This window comes from Streptomyces sp. NPDC043861, from assembly GCF_056435905.1.
On record NZ_JBWKDP010000004.1, the window covers coordinates 512,185 to 535,325 of the forward strand.

Genomic DNA, 23,141 nt, shown 5'->3' on the forward strand with positions numbered 1-23,141 from the left:
TGAAATTATTCAGCACGCCAGGATATGAATAGAAGAGTCAACGTCGCGAGGAGGCATCGGCATGTCTGGACCCCGCCCGGTACGGGCACCGCGTGGCACGGAACTGAACACCCTCGGGTGGCAGCAGGAAGCCGCGCTGCGCATGCTCCAGAACAACCTCGACCCGGAGGTCGCCGAGCATCCCGACAAGCTCGTCGTCTACGGCGGCACGGGCAAGGCGGCCCGTGACTGGCGCTCCTTCGATGCGATGGTGCGCACGCTGAGGACCCTCAAGCAGGACGAGACGATGCTCGTGCAGTCGGGCCGTCCGGTGGGCGTGATGCAGACGCACGAGTGGGCGCCGCGTGTGCTCATCGCCAACTCGAACCTGGTCGGCGACTGGGCGAACTGGGAGGAGTTCCGTCGCCTCGAGGCGCTCGGACTCACCATGTACGGCCAGATGACGGCCGGCTCGTGGATCTACATCGGCACACAGGGGATCCTGCAGGGCACCTACGAGACCTTCGCGGCGGTGGCGGCGAAGAAGTTCAGCGGCACCCTGGCCGGGACGATCACGCTGACCGCCGGTCTGGGCGGCATGGGCGGCGCCCAGCCGCTCGCCGTGACGATGAACGACGGTGTCGCGATCTGCATCGACTGTGACCCGCGCGCGATCGAGCGCCGTATCGAGCACCGCTACCTGGACGTGCGGGCCGACTCCCTGGACCACGCGCTCCAGCTCGCCGTCGAGGCCCGCGACGCCCGGCGCCCGCTCTCCATCGGTGTGCTGGGCAATGCGGCGGAGCTGCTGCCGCAGCTGCTCGCGATGAACGCCCCGATCGACATCGTCACCGACCAGACCTCGGCCCACGACCCGCTGTCGTACCTGCCGCTCGGCGTCGACTTCGACGACATGGCGTCGTACGCGGCCGAGAAGCCCGCCGACTTCACCCAGCGGGCACGGGAGTCGATGGCGAAGCACGTGGAAGCCATGGTGGGCTTCATGGACGCGGGCGCCGAGGTGTTCGACTACGGCAACTCCATCCGCGGCGAGGCCCAGCTGGCCGGCTACGACCGCGCCTTTGCGTTCCCCGGCTTCGTCCCCGCCTACATCCGGCCGCTGTTCTGCGAGGGCAAGGGCCCCTTCCGCTGGGCGGCGCTGTCGGGCGACGCATCCGACATCGCGAAGACCGACCGGGCGATGCTGGACCTCTTCCCCGAGAACGAGTCCCTGGCCCGCTGGATCAAGATGGCCGGCGAGCGCGTCCACTTCCAGGGCCTTCCGGCACGCATCTGCTGGCTGGGCTACGGCGAGCGCGACCGCGCGGGCGAGCGCTTCAACGACATGGTCGCGAGCGGTGAGCTGCAGGCGCCGCTCGCCATCGGCCGCGACCACCTCGACTGCGGTTCCGTGGCCTCCCCGTACCGCGAGACCGAGGCGATGCTCGACGGTTCGGACGCGATCGCCGACTGGCCCCTGCTGAACGCGATGGTGAACGTCGCGTCCGGTGCGTCCTGGGTGTCGATCCACCACGGCGGCGGCGTCGGCATGGGCCGCTCCATCCATGCGGGACAGGTGACGGTCGCCGACGGCACGAAGCTGGCGGGCGAGAAGATCCGGCGGGTGCTGACGAACGACCCCGGCATGGGCGTCATCCGGCATGTCGACGCGGGATACGACATCGCGGAGTCCGTGGCAGACGAGAAGGACGTCCGCATCCCGATGCGGGAGGACTCGTGACTGCCCAGGGCGACCCGGCCGCCGGCGGCCGGCCCGCAGCCGGTTCCTTCCGCCGGATGTGGGCGGACCTCGCGCCTGTCGGACGGAACCCGGACAGCGGCGGCTACCGCCGCTTCGCCTGGACCGGTGCCGACGCCGACTGCCGGACCTGGTTCCAGGAGCAGGCCGAGGCGCGCGGACTCTCCTACGAGACCGACCGCAACGGCAACCAGTGGGCCTGGCTCGGCGACCGGACCGCGGGAGACGCCGTGGTGACCGGCTCCCACCTGGACTCCGTGCCCGACGGCGGCGCCTTCGACGGCCCTCTCGGTGTCGTCTCCGCCTTCGCCGCGCTCGACGAACTGCGCGGCAGAGGGGTGGAGTTCACCCGGCCCCTCGCCATCACCAACTTCGGTGACGAGGAGGGCGCCCGGTTCGGTCTGGCGTGCGTCGGCTCCCGGCTCGCCGCCGGTCGGCTGACGAAGGCGCAGGCGTACGAACTCCGCGACGCCGACGGGATCACACTGCCGCAGGCCATGGAGGCGGCCGGGTACGACCCGGACGCCATCGGCCCCGACCCCGAGCGGCTCGCCCGCGTCGGTGCGTTCGTCGAGCTGCATGTCGAGCAGGGCCGCGCCCTCGATCTGTCCGGGGACGCCGTCGGCATCGCGAGTGCCATCTGGCCGCACGGCCGCTGGCGGTTCGACTTCCGCGGCGAGGCCAACCACGCCGGCACCACCCGGCTGGTCGACCGCCGCGACCCGATGCTGACGTATGCCGAGACCGTTCTCGCCGCCCGCCGCGAAGCGGAACTCGCGGGCGCGGTCGCCACGTTCGGCAAGATCTCGGTCGAGCCGAACGGCGTCAACGCGATTCCGTCCCTCGTCCGCGGCTGGCTCGACTCCCGCGCCGCCGACCAGGCCACCCTCGACACCGTCGTCGCCGCCGTCGAGCAGGCGGCCAAGGACCGTGCCCAGCGCGACGGCGTGGATCTCACGGTGGTCCGCGAGTCGTTCACACCGGTCGTCGAGTTCGGCCACGCCCTGCGGGACGAGCTCGGCACCCTGCTCGGCGGGCAGGCCCCGCTGCTCGGCACGGGCGCAGGACACGACGCGGGAATCCTGTCCGGCTCCGTCCCGACCGCCATGCTGTTCGTACGGAACCCGACGGGCGTCTCGCACTCCCCGGCCGAGTACGCGGCCGAGGACGACTGTGTCGCCGGGGTCCTCGCACTCGCCGACGTACTGGAGGGCCTCGCGTGCAGATGACGTACTGGCTGGAGCACGCCTGGCTCGACACGAACGTCGAGCCGGGCGTGGTGCTGGAGGCGGCGGACGGACGGATCACCGCCGTACGGACCGGGGCCGAGGCCCCGCCGCCGGGGGCCGTGGTGCTGCGCGGCCTCACCCTCCCCGGCCTCGCGAACGCCCACTCGCACGCATTCCACCGCGCCCTGCGCGGGACCGTCCAGGTGGGCTCCGGGACGTTCTGGACCTGGCGCGAGGTGATGTACCGGGTCGCCTCGCGGCTGACCCCGGACTCCTACCACGCGCTCGCCCGCGCGGTGTACGCGGAGATGGCGCTCGCCGGGATCACCGCCGTGGGCGAGTTCCACTATGTGCACCACGCTCCCGGGGGCGCCCGCTACGCCGACCCGAACGCGATGGGCGAGGCGCTGATCGCCGCGGCGGCGGACGCCGGGATCCGTATCACGCTGCTCGACACGGCCTATCTGTCGTCCGGCTTCGGCGAGGCCCCGGACCAGCACCAGCTGCGCTTCTCCGACGGCACTGCGGACGCCTGGGCCGAGCGCGCATCGCAGCTGAAGGACAGCGAGCTGGTGCGCATCGGCGCGGCGATCCACTCCGTACGCGCTGTCCCGGCGGCGCAACTGTCCACCGTGGCCGGATGGGCCGGGGACCGCGCTGCGCCCCTGCACGTGCATCTCTCGGAGCAGACGGCCGAGAACGACGCATGCCTGGCCGCCCACGGCTGCACCCCCACCAGGCTGCTGGCCGACCACGGCGTCCTCGGCCGGCGGACCACGGGAGTCCACAACACCCATCTGACGGACGAGGACATCCGCCTCATCGGCTCGGCGGGCACGGGCACGTGCATGTGCCCCACGACCGAGCGCGACCTCGCCGACGGCATCGGCCCGGCCGTCGCCCTCCAGCGCGCGGGCTCACCGCTCTCGCTCGGCAGCGACAGCCACGCGGTCATCGACCTGCTGGAAGAAGCCCGCGCGATGGAGCTCAACGAGCGGCTGCGCTCGCGCACCCGCGGCCACTGGACGGCAGCGGCGCTGCTGCGCGCCGCCACGGCCGACGGGCATGCGGCACTCGGCTGGGACGACGCGGGGCGCCTGGAGGCGGGTGCCCTCGCCGACTTCACGACCGTTGCCCTGGACTCGGTGCGGACGGCCGGTCCGCTTCCACGACTGGGCGCCGAGACCGCGGTCTTCGCGGCGACGTCGGCGGATGTGCGGCACACCGTCGTGGCGGGCCGCCCTGTGGTCCGTGACGGTGTCCACACCCTGGTGCCGGATGTGCCGGCGGCGCTGGCGGAGGCGATCGGGGCACTGCGGGGCTGACCGTCGGGAGGCCCCCTCGCACGGTCACGATCGCCCGGACAGGGCTGTCCGGCCACCATGTCCGAGTGCGGCACGTACTCCGTCGGCATCGAGTTCCTCCAGAACAGGGCGTACTGGACGGACAGCAAGTCCATCGAGTCGGGCCGGCGCAGCCACGGCATCGTGGTCCCCTCCTCCTGAGACGGCTCCCGGCTCACCGCTGCCGCCTCTCGCCCGGGCGAGAGGCGGCAGCGGTGAGCCGCTCGGCCCGGCGGTCATGGGTGACGGTCGCGGGCTCCGCTCCCCGCGGGTGACCGTGTCAGCCCCGCGCCGCCCTCTCAGCCGATGGTGACGACACGCGCCCAGGGCGGCGGGGTGTCCGGGACGTAGTCGGGGTCGTTCTCGTCCCTGGCGCGCGAGGGGCGGGGAAAGAGGCCCACGACGGTGCGGCAGGGCGGCTGCGCGGAGGGCCATGGCGTCTGGCCGTCCGTCAGGGCGACGATCACGTCCGGGCGCCGGTGGGAGCGAAGCGCGCGGGCGAAGCCGGAGCGCAGGTCCGTTCCGCCGCCGCCGACCAGCTCGATGTTCTCGGCGCGGCAGAGCGGAACGGCGACCCCGGCCGCCGCGTCGCAGGAGATCACCGAGACCAGGTCGCGCCGCCCGCCCACCGCCTGCGAGATCGCCGCCACCTCCAGCAGTGCGCTGCCCAGCTCGGCGTCGCTCACCGACCCGGAGGTGTCGATCACCACGCAGACCCGCGGCGGTGTGCGCCGCAGGCTCGGCAGCAGCACCCCGGGTACGGAGGCGGAGCGCCGGGACGGGCGACGGTAGCTGTGGTTCTCGCACACCCCCGCCGCACCCGCCGCCGAGCGAACCGCCGCCCCCAGCAACTGCCGCCACGGCTGCGGCGGATGGAACGCCTCGTCCGCCCATCGTTGCCATCCCTCCGGAGCCTTGCCCGGCCGGGCCTTGATCCCCTCCGCGACCCGGAAGCGGACCGCGTCCCGCTCCTGCCCGGACAGCCCGTGCGCCCCGTCGGGCCCCAGCTCCCAGGGCCGGGCCTGCCCGTCGGCACCGCTGCCGCAGTCCAGCCAGGCCAGGTCGGCCGCGAGCCCGGACATCGACGCCGTCCGCAGATACTCCTCCATCAGCAGGCCGCTGGGCAGCCGCAGCAGCGACGGCAGCACCGCCCCGGTGGGCCGGGGCAGGCCTTCGCCGTAGATGTCGTCGTTGATCTCGAAGTCGGCGGCGATGTTCCGCCGCAGCCTCCCCCAGCCTTCGGCCGGGGGGACCCCCTTCTCGCTTCGCTCGCCCGGACCGTGCTCCCCGTGCTCCCGCGCGTACCGCTCGCCGCGGCCGTGGTGGTCCCGGAGCAGATGGGACACCTCGTGCACCCAGACGCCCGCCAGCTCCTCCACCGGCATGCCCGCCACGAAGGCGGGGGAGACGTAGCACCGCCAGTGCACGTCCACGGCCATCGTCGGCACCGACCGGTCCTCGACCACATGCAGCGCGAAGAGCGCGGCGGCCAGGTAGGGACGGACCTTCACCGCGTGCAGCCGGGCGGCCAGCAGCTTCTCCATGTCCAGCCGGAGCACGGACCCGTCGGCGGCCTGACCGCTGGGGACGACCTGCTTCTCCGGCAGGGTGGCCCGGACCGGACGCGGTGGCGCCGGCCGGGACATCGGGCGCGGCAGCGGGCGTTTCGCCGTGGCCCCCGTCATCGGCGCGCACCCGCCGTGGGATCGGCAGTTGCCCCTGCGGTGGCCCGCCCCACCGACCGGTCCGCACGCCGGGACAGACCGATCACCCCGGCCAGCCGCTCCACCGCGTCCGGGACCTCCCAGCCGTCGCGCCGCAGCGAGGCCAGCACCGTGGCCGGAGCGACCAGCAGGTCCGGGGCACCGGTCTCCAGCGCCCGGACCAGCACCGCCCAGCCCGCCTCCCAGCGTTCCCGTTCCGGCCGCGCCCCGACGGCGGCCACCACCGCCTCCAGCGCCGCCTGACGCAGATCGCCCCGTACCGGCAGCTCGGCGGAAGCCGGATCTGCCAGCAGCGACTCCGGATCCGGTAGGTCCAACCGGTCCAGATGGGCGAGGAGTTCAAGACCGGGCCCGTCCCCGACCGCGCCCCGCACCAGCAACGCCAGCACGTCCCTGGACACGGAGGCCGCCGTACCGAAGGCCAGCAGGGTCAGCGCGGCCTCCCAGCTGCGCGGCGAGGGCCAGGCACCGCCGCGTCGCGCCTCGGTGCTCGGCAGCCGGTGGATCAGCGTGGGCCGGGCCTCCAGGAAGCCGCAGACCGCGCGCCGGGCCAGAGCCACCGCCTCCGGCAGGCGCTCCGGTACCAGCCGGGGCAGCTCCGCCCGGGGCCAGACCCCGCCCAGCCCGCGCACCACCACATCCCGGTCGTGCACCCAGTGCAGATGCACGAACCGGTTGGCCAGCGGCGGGCTCAGCTCCCACCCGTCCGCCGCCGACGCACGCGGATTGGCCGCGGCCACGATCCGTACCCCCGGCGGGAGTTGCAGCGTCCCGACCCTTCGCTCCAGGACGACCCGGAGCAGTGCGGCCTGGACGGCAGGAGTGGCGGTGGAGAGCTCGTCCAGGAAAAGCAGGCCCCGCCCGGCCCGTACGAGCTCCACGGCCCACTGCGGCGGTGCCATCGGCACCCCCTGCACCGCCGGGTCGTCGCCCACGATGGGCAGCCCGGAGAAGTCGGACGGCTCGTGGACGCTGGCGATCACGGTCGTCAGTGGCAGGCCGAGGGAGTCGGCGAGCTGCGTCAGGCCGGCGGTCTTGCCGATGCCCGGCTCGCCCCAGAGAAGCACGGGCAGGTCGGCCGCGACGGCCAGGGTGAGTGCTTCGAGCTGCTCGTCGGGGCGCGGCTCGGTGGTGGTCGACCGCAACAGGGTCAGGAGGTCGTCGGCGACGGCGAGGCCGGTGCGGGTTCCGGGTGCCTCGGCGGGAGCGGGCAGGAGAGTGCTGGAGGACATGGGCATCACCTGGAGTGGGGTAGGGGAGGGCGTCGCGGCCGGTGCGGACGCGCCGTGGAAGAAAGGAATCAGGCGGAGCAGCCGGTGGCCGGTCAGCCGGTCAGAGCGCTACGGGGCTTTTCCCGGGTGCTCCGCTTGCGGTGCGCGGCGGGCGACACACGGCGGTCCCGGCGGGGACGGCGATCGCCGGCCGCAGCGGAAGCGGGGTGCACGGCGACCAGTCCCGAGCGGAACAGCCCGTGGTCGATACGCCGGGTCACGGCCGACTCGAGTGCGTCCCGGAGCGGCCCGTCGCGGAGCACCGCCCCCGGGCCGAGCAGCCCCTCGACCACGGCCAGCGCCCCGGCGACGTCGCCGTGGCCCAGCCGTTCCCGCACGGCGGGCAGCGCCTCAGGGGTGCGGTGCACCGCGTCGATCGCCCGCAGGCAGGGCAGCGGCGGACCGCCGAGCGCCACCAGCAGCTCCTCCCGGCGCAGTTGGTCCGGGTCGTGATCGACTGCCGTCAGCACCCCGTCCCGCAGCGCGATCCGGTGGACCTCGCCATGGCATTCCACCCGGTGCGGATCACCGGACTCGGGGGCCGGGCCGGCAGCGGCCACCGGCGCCACCGCTCCGGAGGGTGTCAGCGCTGTGGCGACGAGCGGATGCAGCCGCTGGACCGGGACCAGTCCGGCGCCCAGCAGCTCCAGATCCGGCAGGGCCCGCGCCGCCGCCTCCGGCAGCACCGGAAGTGCGGCGACCTCATGGGGTGGCAGCGTCTCCGGCAGCGGCCCGAACGTCGGCGCGTGGCTGTCATCGGGCGCGACGAGTTCGAGCACGGCGCGGTTCCGCGCGTCGAGCCGCACGGTGAACGGCCCACGGGGCCCCTGCCCCTCGGCACGCAACAGCAACTCGGCCTCGGCGGCCCAACGTGCCACCGCCCAAGGGGAATCGTCCCCGCCGGCACACCGCAACCCCAGATCCCCGCTCCGTCCCGCATCCCAGAGGTGCCGGTGCAGATCGAGCCGGAAACGCCGGTCGGGATGCGGGTGCGGATGGTGCCGGTGCCCGGGGTCGTCGCCCCCGGACCCGTCCCACAAGGCCAGGGACATGCGCTGCCCGGCATCCGCCCAGGCCGGCGGCGTCCGCACCACCAACTGCAACGGTGCGTCGCCGGAGCCCGGGTAACGGGCCAGACAGACGGTGAGGCCGGGACGGAGCAGCCCGTCGGGGGCGCTCCGGGGCATGTGCCAGCGCAGCAGATCCGGAGCCAGCCGACGCAGATCCGCGCGAAGGCTGGTGACGAGGTCGGTGCCGTGGCGTTTTCCCACGGCGCGCAGATCGAGATCGACATCGATCCGGGCGGCGGCGCAGGCCCCCGCCCAGTCGCCGGCCGCACGCCGTGAGGTCGCGGTCTCGATCATGGACGGTGGCACGGCGTACTCACGCACGCGCTGCCACATCAGCAGTCGGGGTGGAATCACGTTCGCGAAGTGATGTGCCATCAGCACTCACCTTGCGCGAACGAGTCCCCCAATCCGTACAAGGAGGAGTTCTTCATCGGCGGCATCGTAACCACACCGATGGTGATCTGTCAGTTCCCTTCATCTCCCTTCATCTCCCTTCATCCCGCACCCGTGGGCCGGGAACCGCGAGCGCCGGACGCCGACGGCACGGGACGGCCGGCCCCGCAGTCGGGCTCGGGCCCGGCGCGGCAGTGGCGGCAGGATGTGGACGGCGAGCCCGATCGCGTGGCAGGACAACTCGCGGTGCTGGGCGAGGTGGTTGCCCATGACGGTGAAGCCGGATGTGTGTGCCGCGGTCACCTGGGTGACGCCACGGCGCGATCGGCGCACCGGCTTGCCGGCAGTGGGGAGACCGACGGCCAGAAGCAGATCGTCCGGCCGTCCCGGCATGGTGCCGTGACTCCACGCTCCCTGCGGTCCTCAGCTCGGCTTCGGCGCCGCATCCCGGTCCGGCTTCGTCTCGTACGCCTCCGAAACCTCAGTGGTCCCCGGAGTGCGCCGCCCCCGGTGGCGACGCACCAGCGCGCGCACCCACGGCGCGACGCCCACGACGACCAGCATCACCAGCAGCGGCAGGCGCCACCACCACGAGAGGCTTGCCGGGGGCGGCGACGGAGCGTCCTCGGTCACCCAGGGGCGGGCCGTCTTCGACCAGGCCAGGAACGCGTCACCGATCGGCACCAGGCCGAAGGCATACCGCTTGGTCCACGGGGTTTCCACCGGCGCACCCAGCAACTCGCCGAGGTTCGTCAGCCCCTCGGCGAGCGGGGCGTCGCCATGGACCTGGGCCGCGCCCGCGGTGACCACGGACGCCGAGAGGCTCACGCCCAGGGGGAGCGGGCCGGAGTCGACGTCGGCCGGGCCGTCGGTGCCGTCGGGGTACTCCCGCACGGTGGGCCCCAGGCCGAGCGTCGAGACGACGTAGCGGTCGCGGAACTTCCGGTACTGCTCACCGGCGAAGGCCGGGTCGATGTCGACCAGGAAGCGCTGGATCATGCTCTGCGAGGTGGCCCGGGCCACCTCGGCCGGGGCACCCGTGGCGGCGTCGACCCGGTGCGGGAGCAGTCCGGTGCGCGGATCGAGCCGGTCGCGTACGCCCCGGAGCCAGCGGTCGGCCGTCCCGGCGAACCGGGGCCGAACCAGTGAGTCGTGCAGTCGCAGCGAGGCCATCGCCACCGTGGAGTCGACCGGCCATGCCTGGCCCGGGTAGGCCGCCAGGTACGGCGTCCTCGAGGCGTCGAAGGCAGCGCCGAGTGCCGCGGAATCGTCGGCGAACCGGCGCAGCTCGGCCGGGTCGCGGCGCGCGGGCGGCTGCAGGCTCAGCACCCCGCCGCGCAGCCAGTTGGACCAGCCGCGGTAGAAGACGCCGTACGACGGGACGAGGTCCGCGCTGAACGGTGCACGGCCGGACGGCGAGTCCAGCCGCTCCAGCGCCCACCGGGCCTCCCGCAGCGCCTCGGAGCGCGCGTCGCCCGTCGGCTCGCGCATCCCGAGCTCGACCCAGGTCAGGCCGTACAGAGCGTGCAGGAAGAAGTACCCCTCGGGGAACAGTCGCTGTGCCTCGTCAGCGGCGCCGTCGTCAAGGGCCGAGCGCAGGAAGGCCAACTGCCGCTGGACCCCGGCGGGTTCACCCTCCGGGCCGGCGGTCGCCGGCGCGACCAGCCGCACCATGCCCGCCAGTGCACAGAGGCTGACGGCACACGCGACGATCCGGCGCGACCACCGCAGGGCCGGGTGCAGACGTCCTGCTGATCGCGGTCCTGGCATGTGCACGACCCTACATCGGGCCCTGAGCTGGGGCGGGAAGGCGGCCGCAGGGGGCCCTGTGGAAGCATGGAAGCGTCAAGGTCTGCCCCTGGCCGTAGGGGGACGGAACCCCACGGAGAGGAACCCATGAGCACCACCACCCTCATCACCAACATCGGCAGCCTCGTCACCAATGATTCCGCCGCAGGCGACGGTCCTCTCGGCCTGATCGGGAATGCCGCCGTCGTCCTCGACGGCGACACCGTCGCCTGGACCGGCCGCGCCGCCGACGCCCCCTCCGCCGACGAGGCCTACGACGCCGGTGGCCGCGCCGTGATCCCCGGGTTCGTCGACTCCCACTCGCACCTCGTCTTCGCCGGTGACCGCACCCAGGAGTTCAACGCCCGCATGTCCGGCCGGGCCTACTCCGCGGGCGGGATCCGCACCACCGTGGCCGCCACCCGGGCGGCGAGCGACGAGGAGCTGGAGGCCAACCTCACCCGCTACCTCGCCGAGGCGCTCCGGCAGGGGACCACGACGTTCGAGACCAAGTCCGGGTACGGGCTGACCACGCACGACGAGGAGCGGGCGCTGCGGATCGCCGCCCGGCACACGGAGGAGGTCACCTACCTCGGCGCCCACGTCGTGTCCCCCGACTACGCCGACGACCCGGCGGCCTACGTCGCCCTCGTCACCGGCGGGATGCTCGACGCCTGCGCGCCGCACGCCCGCTGGGTCGACGTCTTCTGCGAGAAGGGTGCCTTCGACGGGGACCAGGCCCGTGCGGTCCTGACCGCGGGCATGGCGAAGGGCCTCATCCCCCGGGTCCACGCCAACCAGCTGACCTACGGCCCCGGCGTCCAGCTCGCCGTCGAACTCGGAGCGGCGTCCGCCGACCACTGCACCCACCTCACGGACGAGGACGTGGACGCGCTCGCGAACGGCGACACGGTCGCGACCCTGCTCCCCGGAGCCGAGTTCTCCACCCGCGCCGAGTGGCCGGACGCCCGTCGCCTGATCGACGCCGGGGTGACCGTCGCGCTGTCCACGGACTGCAACCCGGGCTCGTCCTTCACCTCGTCCGTGCCGTTCTGCATCGCGCTGGCCGTACGCGACATGGGGATGACCCCGGACGAGGCCCTGTGGTCCGCCACGGCGGGCGGCGCGGCGGCCCTGCGCCGCACCGACATCGGCCGCCTGGCCCCGGGTGCCAGGGCCGACCTGGCCCTGCTCGACGCCCCCTCGCACGTCCACCTGGCGTACCGGCCGGGGGTTCCGCTGGTCACAAAGGTGTGGCGGCGCGGGATCGCGGTGGCCTGAGGGCTGTTTCCCGTAATCGGCCGAGGCCGTTTCTGCGGGCGGCGCGCAACGGCGCCGTGGCCGACGGATGGGACTTCGAGAGCCGGCCCGCCGTACCGGACGCGGACCTGGAAGAGGCCTCGCAGAGGAACGCGTATCCCACCCTCTCCCTGAATGCCCACGACCTCCACGGCGACGAGCCGGCGGACAGCCACAGCGTCTTCGTGCACACGCGGGGATACGGCGACCCCGCGCGCTTCCACTGGCCGGCGGACCAGGTGGGCGGGGCATGAGCTGGGAATCCAGCGCCGAGTACTACCGGTTGATCAACGAACTCGTACGGGAGCGGGCCGGGGGACTGCACTCCGCCCGCTGCATCCTGCACTCCGTCGACTTCGCCGAGATCGAGAAGTTGCAGGTCGCGGGGGAGTGGGAGGCGGCCGGGGAGATCCTCGCCGAGGCCGCCCGCGGACTGGCGGCGGCGGGCGCGGACTTCCTGCTCATCTGCACCAACACCATGCACAAGGTCGCCGGCCAGGTCTCCGCCGCCGTGGACGTGCCGTTGCTGCACCTCGGCGACGCAACGGCCGAGGCGGTGAAGGCCGCCGGGATCACGACGGCCGGCCTGCTCGGGACGGCGTTCACCATGGAGCAGGACTTCTACCGGGACCGGCTGGCCGGACACGGGCTCGAGGTGCTCACCCCGGATGCGGAGGGCCGGGCCGAGGTGCACCGGGTGATCTACGAGGAGCTGTGCCTCGGCGTCGTGCGCGAGACATCGCGGCGGGCGTACCAGCGGGTCATCGGGGAGCTCGTGGACCGCGGTGCCCAGGGGATCATCCTCGGCTGCACCGAGATCGAGCTGCTGATCGGGCCCCCGGACAGTCCGGTTCCGGTCTTCCCGACCACGCGGCTGCACGCGGAAGCCGCGGTGCGAACCGCTCTCGGAGCCTGAGCACCGCCCCATTCGCCCCACCTTCCACACGACTTCACAGCGTTTCACGGATTGGTCACGGCTTGCCCCCCGCACCCTGTCCCGGGGGGATTTCGGCCGGTACCGTCCTGTCCCGGGGAAGCTCAAGGGGGAGACCGGGGGGTCGAGTTGAGCGGTGTGCACATTCGTGTCGTGAAGCCCGCGGAACTGGACGAGGGGGAAGTCGAGTCCTGGCGTGAACTGAGGGCCAAGTCCGGTGCCCCTGCCAATCCGTTCATGGAGCCGGAGTTCACCCTGGCCGTGGCGGACGTACGGCCGGGCGCACGGGTCGCGGTCATCGAGGAGGACAGGGTCCCGGCCGGGTTCTTCCCGTACGAGAAGGGCCCGTTCGGGCATGGCAGGGCCATCGGGCTCGGGGTCTCCGACTGCCAGGGTGCGGTGCTGCGGCCGGGGCTGCGGCTCGGGGCGCGTGAGCTGCTCCGGGCATGCTCCCTGTCCGCCTGGGAGTTCGACAATCTCGAGGCCGGGCAGCAACTCTTCGTCCCGGACAGTGCCGAGGAGTTCGGCTCACCCGTGATCGACGTCGGTGAGGGGTTCGCCGTCTACGAGGAACGGCTGCGCGCCGGGTCGCCGAAGTTCTACCGGACGACGGCGGCCAAGGAGCGCAAGCTCGGACGGGCGAGCGGCGAGGTGCGCTTCGTCTTCGACGAGCGTGATCCGGCCGCACTGCGCACGCTCATGGAGTGGAAGTCCGCGCAGTACCGCAGGACCGGCCGGCGCGACCGTTTTGCACAGGCGTGGATCACCGAGCTGGTGCGTCGACTGCACGAGACCCGCACACCCGGCTGCTCCGGGGTGCTGTCCGTGCTCTATGCGGCGGACCGGCCCGTCGCCGCGCACTTCGGGCTGCGCTCGCGCACCGTGCTGTCGTGCTGGTTCCCCTCGTACGACACCGGGTTCGCCAAGTACTCACCGGGACTGGTCCTGCATCTGCGGATGGCCGAGGCCGCAGCGGCGGAAGGGATCGGGATGCTCGACCTCGGCCGCGGCGACGCCGAGTACAAGGACGCCCTCAAGACCGGTGAACTCCGCGTCCACGAGGGCTCGTCGACGCGGCCGGGACCGAGGGCCGCGATCTACTGGCTGAGCCGCGAGCCGTCCCGCCGCGCCCACAGCTACGTACGGAACCGGCCACGGCTCGCCGGCCTCGCCCAGCGGACGCTGAACCGGGTCGGCCGACTGCGCGGCAACTGACCCGGCAGCGAACCGGGCGACGAACCGGCAACCGGCCCGTGCGCTCACTCACTTCGGCACATCGGGGGGACGCAGATGCTCCAGATCGCAGAACTCGACCTCGACACGCTCGACGGGAGACCCGACGACGCAGCCGTGCTCGCCCTGCGTCCGGGCCCGGGGTCGCCGCCGCCGGACGCCGGTGAGGTCTTCGTGCTGATACGTCTCAGGGGCCGCCCCGTCGCGACCCTGACCGGGACCGTCCCCGAGGGCGCCGATCCCGCCGTCGCGCTCGCCGCACTCGCCCGGGAGCGGCTCGGCCGGACGCCGGCACCGGTCCCCGAGCTCCTCGGGGACCTCCCCCGGACCACCGTCGTCGTCGCCACCCGCGAACGCCCCGACCGACTCGCCGGCGCACTCGACTCACTGCTCGCCCAGGACCATCCGGACTTCGAGATCGTCGTGGTCGACAACGCACCCGCCGGCGACGCCACACGGGACCTCGTCACGCACAAGTACGGCGACAGCGTCCGCTATGTCCGTGAACCCGTGCCCGGTCTCGCCGCCGCGCACAACAGGGGCGCCGCCGTCGCCGACGGAGCCGTCCTCGCGTTCACGGACGACGACGTCGTCGCCGACCCGCACTGGCTCAGCGCGCTCAGTGCACCGTTCGCCGACGACCCCCGCATCGGCTGTGCGACCGGACTGATCCTCCCGGCGCGGCTCACCACGCCCGCCCAGATCCTCCTCGAAAGCCACGGCGGCTTCGCCAAGGGCTTCACCCCGCGCACCTACGACCCGGCCCGCCCGCCCGCCGACGACCCGCTGTTCCCGTTCACCGCGGGGCGCTTCGGATCCGGCGCGAACATGGCGTTCCGGGCCCGGGCGCTGCGCGGCATCGGCGGCTTCGACCCGGCCACCGGCACCGGCACGCCGGCCCGCGGAGGCGACGACCTGTACGCGTTCGTACGGATCCTTGCTGCCGGGCACCGGCTGCGCTACACCCCGGACGCGCTGGTCTGGCACCACCACCGGGAGACCCCACAGGACCTGCGGAACCAGGCGTACGGCTATGGCGCCGGGCTCACCGCCTGTCTCACCGCGCTCCTCGTCCGCCGTCCCGCGCTGCTCCCGGCACTGCTCGCCCGGCTGCCGCGCGGCCTGGCACACGCCCGTGCCATGACCGCCCATCGCGGGGAGGGCCAGGCAGGGGTCCCGGGTGAGCACGGCACGCACAGCCATGCGTGGCCGCGGCACCTCTCCCGGCTGGAGCGCCGGGGCATGCTGCACGGGCCGGTCGGGTACGCGAAGGCCCGCCTCCGGGTGCGCGGCACACGGCTTCCGTGGGAGGAGCGATGACGGCATCCGGCGCACCCCGCACTCCCCGGGGAATGCGGGCAGCCCTGCCTGCGTCCCCGCCCACGCGCATTCCCGTGCTGCTCTACCACGCCGTGATGGACGACCCACCGGACTGGATCGCCGAATTCACCGTCACGCCCCGGCAGTTCGCCGCACACCTCGACGCGATCGTCGCCGCCGGCCGAACGCCCATGAAGATCAGCACGCTCTCGGACCATCTCTCCGGCAGGACCGGCCTTCCGCCCCGCCCCGTCGTCCTCACCTTCGACGACGGATTCGCCGATCTGCCGGGCCCGACGGCAGAGGCACTCGCCGCCCGCGAACTGCCCGCCACCGCGTACCTCACCACCGGCGCCATCACCCCTGGCGGGCACAGCCTGCTGCCGCCCGCCCCGATGATGACGCTCGCGCAGTCGCCGCTGCTGGAGCAGCACGGGATGGAGGTGGGCGGGCACACGGTCACCCATCCCCAGCTGGACACGCTCGGGCCGCGAAGGCTGCGCTGGGAACTCAGTCACTCCAAGGCCGTCCTGGAGGACACCCTCGGCCACGAGGTACGGCATCTGGCCTATCCGCACGGCTACAACAGCCGCACCGTGCGCCGCGCTGCCCGAGCCGCGGGCTACAAGTCCGCCGTCGCCGTACGGCATGCGCTCAGTTCGGGAACCGACGAGGCGTACCGCATCGCCCGGCTGATCCTGCGCCGCGGCCATACGGTCGCCGATGTCGAGGCGTGGATGGAGGGCACGGGCGCACGGGTCGCGCCGTACCCGGACTCGCTGCCCACGATGGGCTGGCGGCTGTACCGCAGGGCGCGGACGGTCGTGAAGGGCCCCGGGTTCGCGGGATGAAGATGGACGAGAGCAGCCCAAAACCCAATCAGGTTCCTATACTTCGCTGAAGGGGACAGCGGCGTGACGGCCGCGACCACTTCTGTGGGGGGAGTCGCACTGTGCAGCAACGCGTGCCCACACCGGTCACCGGGAGCAGCGCGCTGCCGCCCGTGAAGCGGACCGGCGACGACCACGACGACACGACGTCTGCCGGCCCCCCACCGTCCTCGCCGGGCCCCTCCCGGCTGCGGCCGCCCGGCCCGGCGACCCTGTTCAGCGGGCTCACGCTCGCCGTGGCCGCGGGTCTGTGGCTCCATGCCGTGCCCCGCACCCGATTCCGCGACATCGGGGACTACGGCCTGCTGGACCGTTTCCCGCCCACGTTCCCCCTCGCGCTCGTCGTGCTCACCGTGGGCTTCCTGGTCGCCCTGCGCAGAGCCGGGACCGCTCCCTGGTGGCCCGCCGCCCACTGCGTCGCCATGCTGGTGGCGCTGAAGGCCCCTCCCGCCCTGTTGTACGACTCCGTGCGCTACGCGTGGGCGTCCAAGCACGACGCCGTGATCACACGCCTGCTCACGGAGGGAACGGTCCACCCGGGCGTGGAGCTGTCCGGCGGCATGTCGGCGTACGACCAGTGGCCGGGCTTCTTCTCGCTCAACGCGGCTCTGGTGAAGGCATTCGGCGTCGAGGCCGCGGCCTCGTACATCAACTGGGCGCCCGTTGTCCTCGGTGTGCTCACGCTGCCCGTCCTCGTCCTGGTCTACCGCACCTTCAGTGACGACTGGCGGCTGGTCTGGACGGCCGTCTGGATCTTCCAGCTGGCCAACTGGGTGGGCCAGGACTATCTGTCACCGCAGGGCTTCTCGTATCTGCTCCATCTGACCGTGATCGCCGTCGTGCTCCGTCACTTCGTCCGGCCCGGTTCGGCCGGACGGCTGCGCGACCGGAGCGCACTGGACCCGGCCGCGGCGGCCGTGCCGCCGCCCACGGGCACCCGGCAGCGGGCGGTCGCCGTCATGGCCGTCGTCCCGCTGATCGCCGCCGTCAACGCGTCGCACCAGCTCACGCCGGTGATGCTGTGCGCGACGCTCTGCGCACTCGGCCTCACCCGCCGCTACCGCAACTGGGGACTGCTCGTCGTCACCGGTCTGATCATGCTGGTCTGGGATCTGACGATGGGGCGTGCGCTGTTCCTGGACACGCTGGGCACGCTGCGCGACTCGGCCGGCGAGCTGCTGTCCAACTCCCGGGCCGGATATGCCGGGGAGCCGACCGGACCCGGCCCCGAGCTGGTCGGCGCCGCCAACATCCTGATGGTGCTGGCGCTCGCCGCGCTCGCAGGTACGGCGGTGCTGCTGCGGCGCAGGCTGACGCGCAGTGCGCTGCCGCTCCTGCTCACGGCGGCCGCACCCGTACCGATGTTCGCCGTGAACGACTACGGCGGCGAAATGCTCTTCCGCGTCTATCTGTTCGGGCTGCCCGGGACGGCGTTCTTCGCTGCCGCGGCGCTCGTCCCGGCCATGGGCGGCACCGGCCGCGCGCTGAAGGCCGCGCGCCGGATCTCGCTCGTCGCCCTGCCCGTCGCGCTCACCGCCCTGCTGGCGGGCTTCCTGCCCTCGTACTACGGCAAGGAGGGCATGCACTACGCGCCGCCCGCCGAGGTGGCGCTGACCCGGCGGGCCTACGACCGTGCCCCGGACGGGGCGCTGATCCTCGCCACGACCGGATCGTTCCCGGGCGCGTACTACCGCTACGACCACTACGAACGCTGGTTCTTCACCGAGCAGGACGTGCCGGAGAACCTGAAGATGCTCCGGGACCCGGCGGGATATCTGGCGCGCGGGATTCCCGAGGGGCGGCCCGCATACGTGATCCTCACCCCGACCCAGGAGAAGGCGGTCATCGGTGAGGGCTATCTGCCCCCGGGCGGCTTCGCCGTGCTGAGGAACGACCTCGAGAAGTCCCCTCTGTTCCGTGTGGTGGAGGAGAGCGAGCACGGACTCGTCCTCGAGTACCGGCCGCCGCCCGCCCCGTCACCGTCCCCGTCCGCATCCGCCCGGTGACGTGGAGGTCGCCATGCAGCTGAACCGACCACAGCTCAGAGTGGGACTCGCCCTGTCCGGCTGGGCCGCCCTCGCCGCGACTGCGCTGCCCGGCGGATCGCCACTGCGCTGGATCCCGGTCCTCCTCTTCGTCACCGTCGGGCCCGGTCTCGCGCTGCTGCTCCCGCAGCCGTCCGCACTGCGGCCGGGCGCCAGGCTGGAGGCGATCGCTCTGGCGGCACCGTTGAGCCTGTCGCTCGGCGTGCTGACCGCCACGTCCCTGTTCCTGGTGGAGGCCTTCTCCGCGACTGCCTTCCTGGTGTCGCTGGCCGCCTTCGCCACCGTCACGTCGGCCCTGCCGGGTGTGCCGCTTCCCGCGGCCACCAGGGGGGCGGCCGAACGCGAGAAACCCGGCCCCTGGAGGGGCCGATGACGATGTGGCACACCGCGGTGTCGCGGGGCACGTACACGGCCCTGGTCCTGGCCGCGGTCGGGGCGCTGCTCGCCGGGCTCGGCGTGTGGATCGCCAGGTCCGACGGAGGGGAGGACGACGCCGGACCTCCGGGCGGTCATGGACTGCCCGGCAACGCGGCGTCGGGGGCACTGCCCGAGGGTCCCTGCGCCCCCGACGAGAAGCTGGAGCCGCGCTGCGGGGCATGGTGGGGCGCATATGTGCCGTATGCGCCGGGCGGCTCCCTCACGGAAGCCGTGTACGCCTTCGAGAGGAAGATCGGCCGCAGGCTCGATCTCGTCTACAACTACCACGACATGTCGAAGACGCCGCTGGACGGCGAACTGCTCACACCCGACGAGCAGGAGCTCGGCCGGGACCGGTTGCTCATGCTGGCCTGGGAGTCCACGGTGTGGACCGAGCCGCACCACGCCGGATGGACCGAGACCCAACTGGGCTGGCGGAACATCGCGTCGGGGAAGTACGACCGCGAGATCATCGATCCGGGCGCCCGCCGCATCAAGGCGTACGGCAAGCGCATCTTCTTCTCCTTCGACCAGGAGACCGACTTCCGTATCAAGGAGGGCGCGGGCACGCCCGAGGAGTTCGTCGCCGCCTACCGCCACATCCACGACCGGTTCGAGGAACTGGGCGTCGACAACGTGGTGTGGGTGTGGACGGTGTCCGGTTATCTCGGCCATGCCGAGCAGATGAAGCAGCTGTACCCGGGGGACGAGTACGTCGACTGGATCGGCATGGACCAGTACAACTACTACCTCTGCCACGAGTCCCCGAACTGGCTCGACTTCGAGCGCAGCCAGCGGCCCTCGTACGACTGGCTGCGCACCAACATCTCCGGCGAGAAGCCCGTGATGCTCGCGGAGTTCGCCACTGCGCCCGATCCGGTGCAGCCGCAGCGCCAGCGCGACTGGTACGCCCGCATTCCCGACGCCGCCCCGACACTGCCCCGGGTGCGGGCGATGGTGCACTGGAACCGTGCCGTGCCGGGCCCGGGCTGTGATCTCACCGTCAACTCCGGTCCAGGACTGGAGGGTTATCGTGAAGCGGGCCGCAGTGACTACTTCAGGCAGCCGGTCCCGAGCCGCTGAGGCGGCCGGAGAGACGGTACGCCAGTGACGCGACGGCCGCCGCGAGGAATCCGGTGAACACCGGCAGTGCGGCCGCGGCGAAGGCGTCCTGGGCCGCCCAGCCCACCACCGCCAGCACCCATACCGCGGCCCCCGTGATCCGGCCCGGTACGCGGAGGGCACGCAGAACCACCGCCGCGAGGGCCAGACACAGCAGCTGGAGCACGACCGGCAGAACGGTCAGGAGGCCCGCCCGGCCTCCGGGTGCGGCCGTGTCGGCGATGAGGGCCCCGAGCGCTCCGGGCCAGTCACCCCCGGCGGGCCGGGGGCGGATGCCGACCAGCAGCGGGGCCGTGTGGAGAGCGGCGAACGTGGTCAGCAGACCGGCGGCGAGCAGCACGGGCCGCAGCCGGTGCAGCGAGAGTGCCGCGCAGTGGACGACCACCAGCAGCAGCCCCGCGGTGAGTGTCACCGGGGGCAGTGCCTGAACCAGCTGGGTGCCGGACAGCCGCTCGGCGGTGACGTCGGCGGCCCGGGACAGCGGGACCCAGAACAGCCCGGCGGCGAGCCCGAGGAGCAGCCACAGCCAGCTGACGAGCCATGACTCGTCCGCCGGTGCGGCCGGAACCTGCTGCCGTTGCGGGCCGGGCACATGCACGGGAATGCCGAACGCCGGGGTCGCCGTCTCGTGGACGCCCCTCAGATACACGGTCTCGCGCGTCCAGGAAGCGTCGTATCCGCCGGTCCTGCGGGCGATGTCGGCCTGTGCCGCACGTCGTTCGGCGGCCCTGCGGGCCCAGTTCGTGCCGTACTCCGGGGCGCGACGACGTCCGCCGAAGCGCCGTGCGGGACGCGCCCGACCGGTCGGGCGGCCCGTCAGCGCCGCCCTGATCCCCGGTGCCGACACGACCGCCATCAGCGTCATCGACAGCAGCATCGCGAGGCCCGCCCCGGAGATGCCCGTGGGACCGAGCAGTACCGCCGCGCTGCCCAGCACCAGCGTGCACATCGCGCCTTGGAGCACGGCGAGCACTCCCGTACGTCCCTGGACGCGCAGCACCCCGATGTACAGCTCGACGAGGACGCGTGGCAGGGCGGCGGCGGCCAGCAGCCGCAGCACGGTCGTTCCGTGCTCGGCGTAGTCCGCACCGAACGGGGCGAGTATCTGCCGGGCGAACACGACCAGCACGAGCACCACCGGCACCAGCAGCAGTGCCATGCGCCGCAGTGCTCCGCGCACGCCCCCGGCGAGGCTCTCCGGACTGTGGGATGCGTGCGCGGTCAGCGACGAGGCCATGTTGATGGCCATGAACTCCATGGTTCCGCCGACGGTGTACGCGATGTAGAAGAAGCCGTTGTGCGCGGCGTCGAAGCGGACCGCGACCATCACCGGCAGCAGATTGATCATCGCCAGCGAGAACAGTGCCCCGACCGAGTCCCCGGCCAGGAACCGCCCGATGTCCCGCAGCCGTGGCGGGTCGCGGTCGTGGTCGGCAGCGGCCTGACGGGGGATGAGCCGGCGGAACACGAGCCAGCCGAGCGGGAGCACGGACAGGGCGATCGCGGCCGCCCACGACACGAAGACGCCGAGGACGGGCATCGCCGTGGCGAAGGCGGCGAGCAGCAGCAGCTTGCCGATGGAGAACACGGCATTGCCGACGGGCACCCAGACCGCCTTGCGCAGCCCGGTCAGCACGCCGTCCTGCAGGGTCAGCAGCGCCCAGGCGACACAGGCGGCGGTGAAGGCGAGTCCGGCGTTGAGACCACTGAGCGGGGCGTACGAAGGACCCCACAGATCGAGCGTGACCAGGAAGCCGGCACAGGCCACGCACACGACGGCCGAACTCACCGCGTACGCACGCCACACCAGCGGCCCGGTCGCCCTCCCGGCACGTGGCACATAGCGCACCACGGCGCCGATCATCGTGGTCGCCGTGACCGATGCGAGCAGTCGCATCGCGGCGATCGCGGCCGAACCCTGGCCGACGGCCTCTTCGGTGTAGTGGCGCGCGGCCACCAGCCAGAAACCGAGCCCGAGTGCGGCCGACACCCCGGTCGACAGCATCAGGGCATAGGCGTTCCGGAACATCGAGTCCTCGCCCGCCGGCCCCGTCTCGGCCGCCTCCGGCGCGGCCGGGACCGGACCGGAGGGCTCCGGTCTGCGCAGCCGCGTCGTGTCAGCCACCGATCGCGTCCAGGTGCGGGCCTTCGGCCGGGCGTACGTCCGACTTCTGAAGGACCGCCAGGATGCGGTCGGCCTCGAGGGGGTTCGCCGGGAGCGCATGGCGGGCGAACCAGCGGGCGGGGGCCGGGGACGGGGAGGGGTCGGTGAAGAGCTCGGAGGCGTAGTCGTCGAGGGGCGGGTCGTAGAGATAGCCGGTGGTGATGCGGTGCCGGGCGAGGGCGGCGATCGCGGCGTCCCGGTCGGCGACGAGCAGCGGCACGCGGAACAGCGGCTGCACGGGCCCGGGCCCGGGCACGCCCCAGGGGCTGTCCATCAGCCGTCGGGTACCGGCGAGATGCGCGGCGATGCGGTCGTCGAGCCGGTCCAGCAGCCTGGCGGTCCGTCTGTACCGGGCGCGGCCGGGGGTGATCCGGTAGTCGTGCATGTCCACCCGCACCCACGGATGGAACGGGCCGAGCGCGGGTGCCGCCGAGACCGCCCGCTTCAGCTCGCCCGCCCGCAACGGCATCCGGATCTCCTCGCGCTCCTCCATCCCGAGGATGCGCATCACCGCCCGCGCCGCCCGCACGAGACGCAGTCCGCGCACCCCCGCTTCCACGTACGGCCGTAAGCCGTAGGCGAGTTCGGACGACAGCCGGGCCGGTGCCAGCAGGTCGTCGCGTGCTTCGGCCAGCGCGTCCCGCAGCGCCGGGTCGGCGACGGCCAGAAATCCCCCGGTCTTGGCCGCAGTGTGCTTGGAGAGGCTGAAGACCGAGGCGTCGCCGTACGAACCGACGGGGCGCCCGTCCACCTTCGAGCCGATCGCGTGAGCGGCGTCCTCCAGCAGCGGGATGCCCAACGCATCGCAGCGGGCCCGCAGTCCGGGCGCCGGGTCGGGGTTTCCGTACAGATTCGTGGTGAGTACCGCGGACAGTCCGCGCCACAGGGAATCGGGCACGGCCGACATGTCGAGGGAGCCGTCGCGCGGATCGAGCGGCGCCTGTACGGGGCGCAGTCCGGCGGCGAGCACCACGAAGAAGATGACATCGTCGTTGACGGGCGACATGAGCACCCGCCCGCCCGGCCGGCACCAGTGACGCAGCGCCACGTACAGCCCGAAGCGGCACGACGGTACGTACAGACATTCCCTGCCGAGGCGGTCGCGCATCCGCGACTCCAAGGCGTCCCCAAGAGCCATATCCATCCCCCCTGAGCCCCGGG

The 23,141-nt window shown here is 72.8% G+C and carries 20 protein-coding genes; 13 read left to right on the forward strand and 7 right to left on the reverse strand.

Annotation, left to right across the window (positions count from 1 at the left end):
* Nucleotides 1-61: 61 nt before the first annotated feature.
* The 4 genes from hutU to AC068D_RS13155 are packed head-to-tail and all read left to right on the forward strand — an operon-like array spanning nucleotide 62 to nucleotide 4,472.
* Nucleotides 62-1,720, forward strand: a complete 1,659-nt coding sequence (hutU, locus tag AC068D_RS13140) for a urocanate hydratase (RefSeq protein WP_478823054.1) — start codon at nucleotides 62-64, stop codon at nucleotides 1,718-1,720.
* A gap of 56 nt (nucleotides 1,721-1,776) precedes the next feature.
* On the forward strand, nucleotides 1,777-2,967 hold the full coding sequence (locus AC068D_RS13145; protein ID WP_478823146.1) for an allantoate amidohydrolase: 1,191 nt from the start codon (nucleotides 1,777-1,779) through the stop codon (nucleotides 2,965-2,967).
* Nucleotides 2,964-4,292 (forward strand): formimidoylglutamate deiminase, encoded by a 1,329-nt coding sequence (locus AC068D_RS13150; protein WP_478823147.1) that lies wholly within the window; start codon nucleotides 2,964-2,966, stop codon nucleotides 4,290-4,292. Before AC068D_RS13145 ends, AC068D_RS13150 begins: the two co-directional genes overlap by 4 nt.
* 57 nt (nucleotides 4,293-4,349) lie before the next feature.
* Nucleotides 4,350-4,472, forward strand: a complete 123-nt coding sequence (locus AC068D_RS13155) for a hypothetical protein (RefSeq protein ID WP_478823055.1) — start codon at nucleotides 4,350-4,352, stop codon at nucleotides 4,470-4,472.
* A gap of 137 nt (nucleotides 4,473-4,609) precedes the next feature.
* Here AC068D_RS13155 and AC068D_RS13160 read toward each other — a convergent pair whose 3' ends face one another.
* The 5 genes from AC068D_RS13160 to AC068D_RS13180 form a co-directional block, all read right to left on the reverse strand.
* Nucleotides 4,610-5,854, reverse strand: a complete 1,245-nt coding sequence (locus tag AC068D_RS13160) for a vWA domain-containing protein (protein ID WP_478823148.1) — start codon at nucleotides 5,852-5,854, stop codon at nucleotides 4,610-4,612.
* A 137-nt stretch (nucleotides 5,855-5,991) separates the two neighbouring features.
* Nucleotides 5,992-7,266: an AAA family ATPase gene (locus AC068D_RS13165; RefSeq protein ID WP_478823056.1), complete on the reverse strand. Its 1,275-nt coding sequence runs from the start codon at nucleotides 7,264-7,266 to the stop codon at nucleotides 5,992-5,994.
* Between the two features lie 92 nt (nucleotides 7,267-7,358).
* Nucleotides 7,359-8,750 carry a hypothetical protein gene (locus AC068D_RS13170; protein ID WP_478823057.1) on the reverse strand — a complete coding sequence of 464 codons (1,392 nt, stop codon included), beginning with the start codon at nucleotides 8,748-8,750 and terminating at the stop codon, nucleotides 7,359-7,361.
* Between the two features lie 99 nt (nucleotides 8,751-8,849).
* Nucleotides 8,850-9,161: a hypothetical protein gene (locus AC068D_RS13175; protein ID WP_478823058.1), complete on the reverse strand. Its 312-nt coding sequence runs from the start codon at nucleotides 9,159-9,161 to the stop codon at nucleotides 8,850-8,852.
* Nucleotides 9,162-9,191: 30 nt separating this feature from the next.
* Nucleotides 9,192-10,538 carry a hypothetical protein gene (locus tag AC068D_RS13180; RefSeq protein ID WP_478823059.1) on the reverse strand — a complete coding sequence of 449 codons (1,347 nt, stop codon included), beginning with the start codon at nucleotides 10,536-10,538 and terminating at the stop codon, nucleotides 9,192-9,194.
* Between the two features lie 126 nt (nucleotides 10,539-10,664).
* Between AC068D_RS13180 and hutI the strand changes: the two genes are divergently transcribed.
* The 9 genes from hutI (at nucleotide 10,665) to AC068D_RS13225 (ending at nucleotide 19,777) form a co-directional block, all read left to right on the forward strand.
* Nucleotides 10,665-11,837 (forward strand): imidazolonepropionase, encoded by a 1,173-nt coding sequence (hutI, locus tag AC068D_RS13185; RefSeq protein ID WP_478823060.1) that lies wholly within the window; start codon nucleotides 10,665-10,667, stop codon nucleotides 11,835-11,837.
* A 56-nt stretch (nucleotides 11,838-11,893) separates the two neighbouring features.
* The gene (locus AC068D_RS13190) at nucleotides 11,894-12,109 is read left to right on the forward strand and encodes a hypothetical protein (protein WP_478823061.1); all 216 of its coding nucleotides are present in this window, start codon (nucleotides 11,894-11,896) and stop codon (nucleotides 12,107-12,109) included.
* The gene (locus AC068D_RS13195) at nucleotides 12,106-12,771 is read left to right on the forward strand and encodes an aspartate/glutamate racemase family protein (RefSeq protein WP_478823062.1); all 666 of its coding nucleotides are present in this window, start codon (nucleotides 12,106-12,108) and stop codon (nucleotides 12,769-12,771) included. The genes AC068D_RS13190 and AC068D_RS13195 overlap by 4 nt, the downstream gene beginning before the upstream one ends.
* Before the next feature lie 156 nt (nucleotides 12,772-12,927).
* The gene (locus tag AC068D_RS13200) at nucleotides 12,928-14,004 is read left to right on the forward strand and encodes a GNAT family N-acetyltransferase (RefSeq protein ID WP_478823063.1); all 1,077 of its coding nucleotides are present in this window, start codon (nucleotides 12,928-12,930) and stop codon (nucleotides 14,002-14,004) included.
* Between the two features lie 75 nt (nucleotides 14,005-14,079).
* Nucleotides 14,080-15,342 carry a glycosyltransferase family 2 protein gene (locus AC068D_RS13205; protein WP_478823064.1) on the forward strand — a complete coding sequence of 421 codons (1,263 nt, stop codon included), beginning with the start codon at nucleotides 14,080-14,082 and terminating at the stop codon, nucleotides 15,340-15,342.
* A 74-nt stretch (nucleotides 15,343-15,416) separates the two neighbouring features.
* Nucleotides 15,417-16,193, forward strand: a complete 777-nt coding sequence (locus AC068D_RS13210) for a polysaccharide deacetylase family protein (RefSeq protein WP_478823149.1) — start codon at nucleotides 15,417-15,419, stop codon at nucleotides 16,191-16,193.
* Between the two features lie 101 nt (nucleotides 16,194-16,294).
* Nucleotides 16,295-18,238: a hypothetical protein gene (locus tag AC068D_RS13215; RefSeq protein WP_478823065.1), complete on the forward strand. Its 1,944-nt coding sequence runs from the start codon at nucleotides 16,295-16,297 to the stop codon at nucleotides 18,236-18,238.
* A 13-nt stretch (nucleotides 18,239-18,251) separates the two neighbouring features.
* Nucleotides 18,252-18,650, forward strand: coding sequence for a hypothetical protein (locus AC068D_RS13220; RefSeq protein ID WP_478823066.1), 399 nt, complete (start codon nucleotides 18,252-18,254; stop codon nucleotides 18,648-18,650).
* Complete coding sequence (locus tag AC068D_RS13225; RefSeq protein ID WP_478823067.1) at nucleotides 18,647-19,777, forward strand: glycoside hydrolase family 26 protein; 1,131 nt, start codon at nucleotides 18,647-18,649, stop codon at nucleotides 19,775-19,777. The genes AC068D_RS13220 and AC068D_RS13225 overlap by 4 nt, the downstream gene beginning before the upstream one ends.
* Here the strand turns inward: AC068D_RS13225 and AC068D_RS13230 are convergent.
* Together AC068D_RS13230 and AC068D_RS13235 are read right to left on the reverse strand one after the other, a co-directional pair.
* Entirely contained in the window at nucleotides 19,752-21,941 is a 2,190-nt protein-coding gene (locus tag AC068D_RS13230) for a lipopolysaccharide biosynthesis protein (RefSeq protein ID WP_478823068.1), read from the reverse strand. The two genes, AC068D_RS13225 and AC068D_RS13230, sit on opposite strands and share 26 nt — an antisense overlap.
* Nucleotides 21,934-23,088: a DegT/DnrJ/EryC1/StrS family aminotransferase gene (locus AC068D_RS13235; protein ID WP_478823150.1), complete on the reverse strand. Its 1,155-nt coding sequence runs from the start codon at nucleotides 23,086-23,088 to the stop codon at nucleotides 21,934-21,936. The genes AC068D_RS13230 and AC068D_RS13235 overlap by 8 nt, the downstream gene beginning before the upstream one ends.
* Between the last annotated feature and the right edge of the window lie 53 nt (nucleotides 23,089-23,141).

Excerpts from the sequence above, each read along its gene's own strand:
- AC068D_RS13145 (WP_478823146.1), top strand. The coding sequence starts at position 1,777 with ATGTGGGCGGACCTCGCGCCTGTCGGACGGAACCCGGACAGCGGCGGC.
- hutI (WP_478823060.1), top strand. The coding sequence starts at position 10,665 with ATGAGCACCACCACCCTCATCACCAACATCGGCAGCCTCGTCACCAAT.
- hutU (WP_478823054.1), top strand. The coding sequence starts at position 62 with ATGTCTGGACCCCGCCCGGTACGGGCACCGCGTGGCACGGAACTGAAC.
- AC068D_RS13205 (WP_478823064.1), top strand. The coding sequence starts at position 14,080 with ATGCTCCAGATCGCAGAACTCGACCTCGACACGCTCGACGGGAGACCC.
- AC068D_RS13220 (WP_478823066.1), top strand. The coding sequence starts at position 18,252 with ATGCAGCTGAACCGACCACAGCTCAGAGTGGGACTCGCCCTGTCCGGC.
- AC068D_RS13165 (WP_478823056.1), bottom strand. The coding sequence starts at position 7,266 with ATGTCCTCCAGCACTCTCCTGCCCGCTCCCGCCGAGGCACCCGGAACC.
- AC068D_RS13235 (WP_478823150.1), bottom strand. The coding sequence starts at position 23,088 with ATGCGCGACCGCCTCGGCAGGGAATGTCTGTACGTACCGTCGTGCCGC.
- AC068D_RS13180 (WP_478823059.1), bottom strand. The coding sequence starts at position 10,538 with ATGCCAGGACCGCGATCAGCAGGACGTCTGCACCCGGCCCTGCGGTGG.
- AC068D_RS13225 (WP_478823067.1), top strand. The coding sequence starts at position 18,647 with ATGACGATGTGGCACACCGCGGTGTCGCGGGGCACGTACACGGCCCTG.
- AC068D_RS13175 (WP_478823058.1), bottom strand. The coding sequence starts at position 9,161 with ATGCCGGGACGGCCGGACGATCTGCTTCTGGCCGTCGGTCTCCCCACT.
- AC068D_RS13195 (WP_478823062.1), top strand. The coding sequence starts at position 12,106 with ATGAGCTGGGAATCCAGCGCCGAGTACTACCGGTTGATCAACGAACTC.
- AC068D_RS13170 (WP_478823057.1), bottom strand. The coding sequence starts at position 8,750 with ATGGCACATCACTTCGCGAACGTGATTCCACCCCGACTGCTGATGTGG.
- AC068D_RS13160 (WP_478823148.1), bottom strand. The coding sequence starts at position 5,854 with ATGGAGAAGCTGCTGGCCGCCCGGCTGCACGCGGTGAAGGTCCGTCCC.
- AC068D_RS13155 (WP_478823055.1), top strand. The coding sequence starts at position 4,350 with ATGTCCGAGTGCGGCACGTACTCCGTCGGCATCGAGTTCCTCCAGAAC.
- AC068D_RS13150 (WP_478823147.1), top strand. The coding sequence starts at position 2,964 with ATGACGTACTGGCTGGAGCACGCCTGGCTCGACACGAACGTCGAGCCG.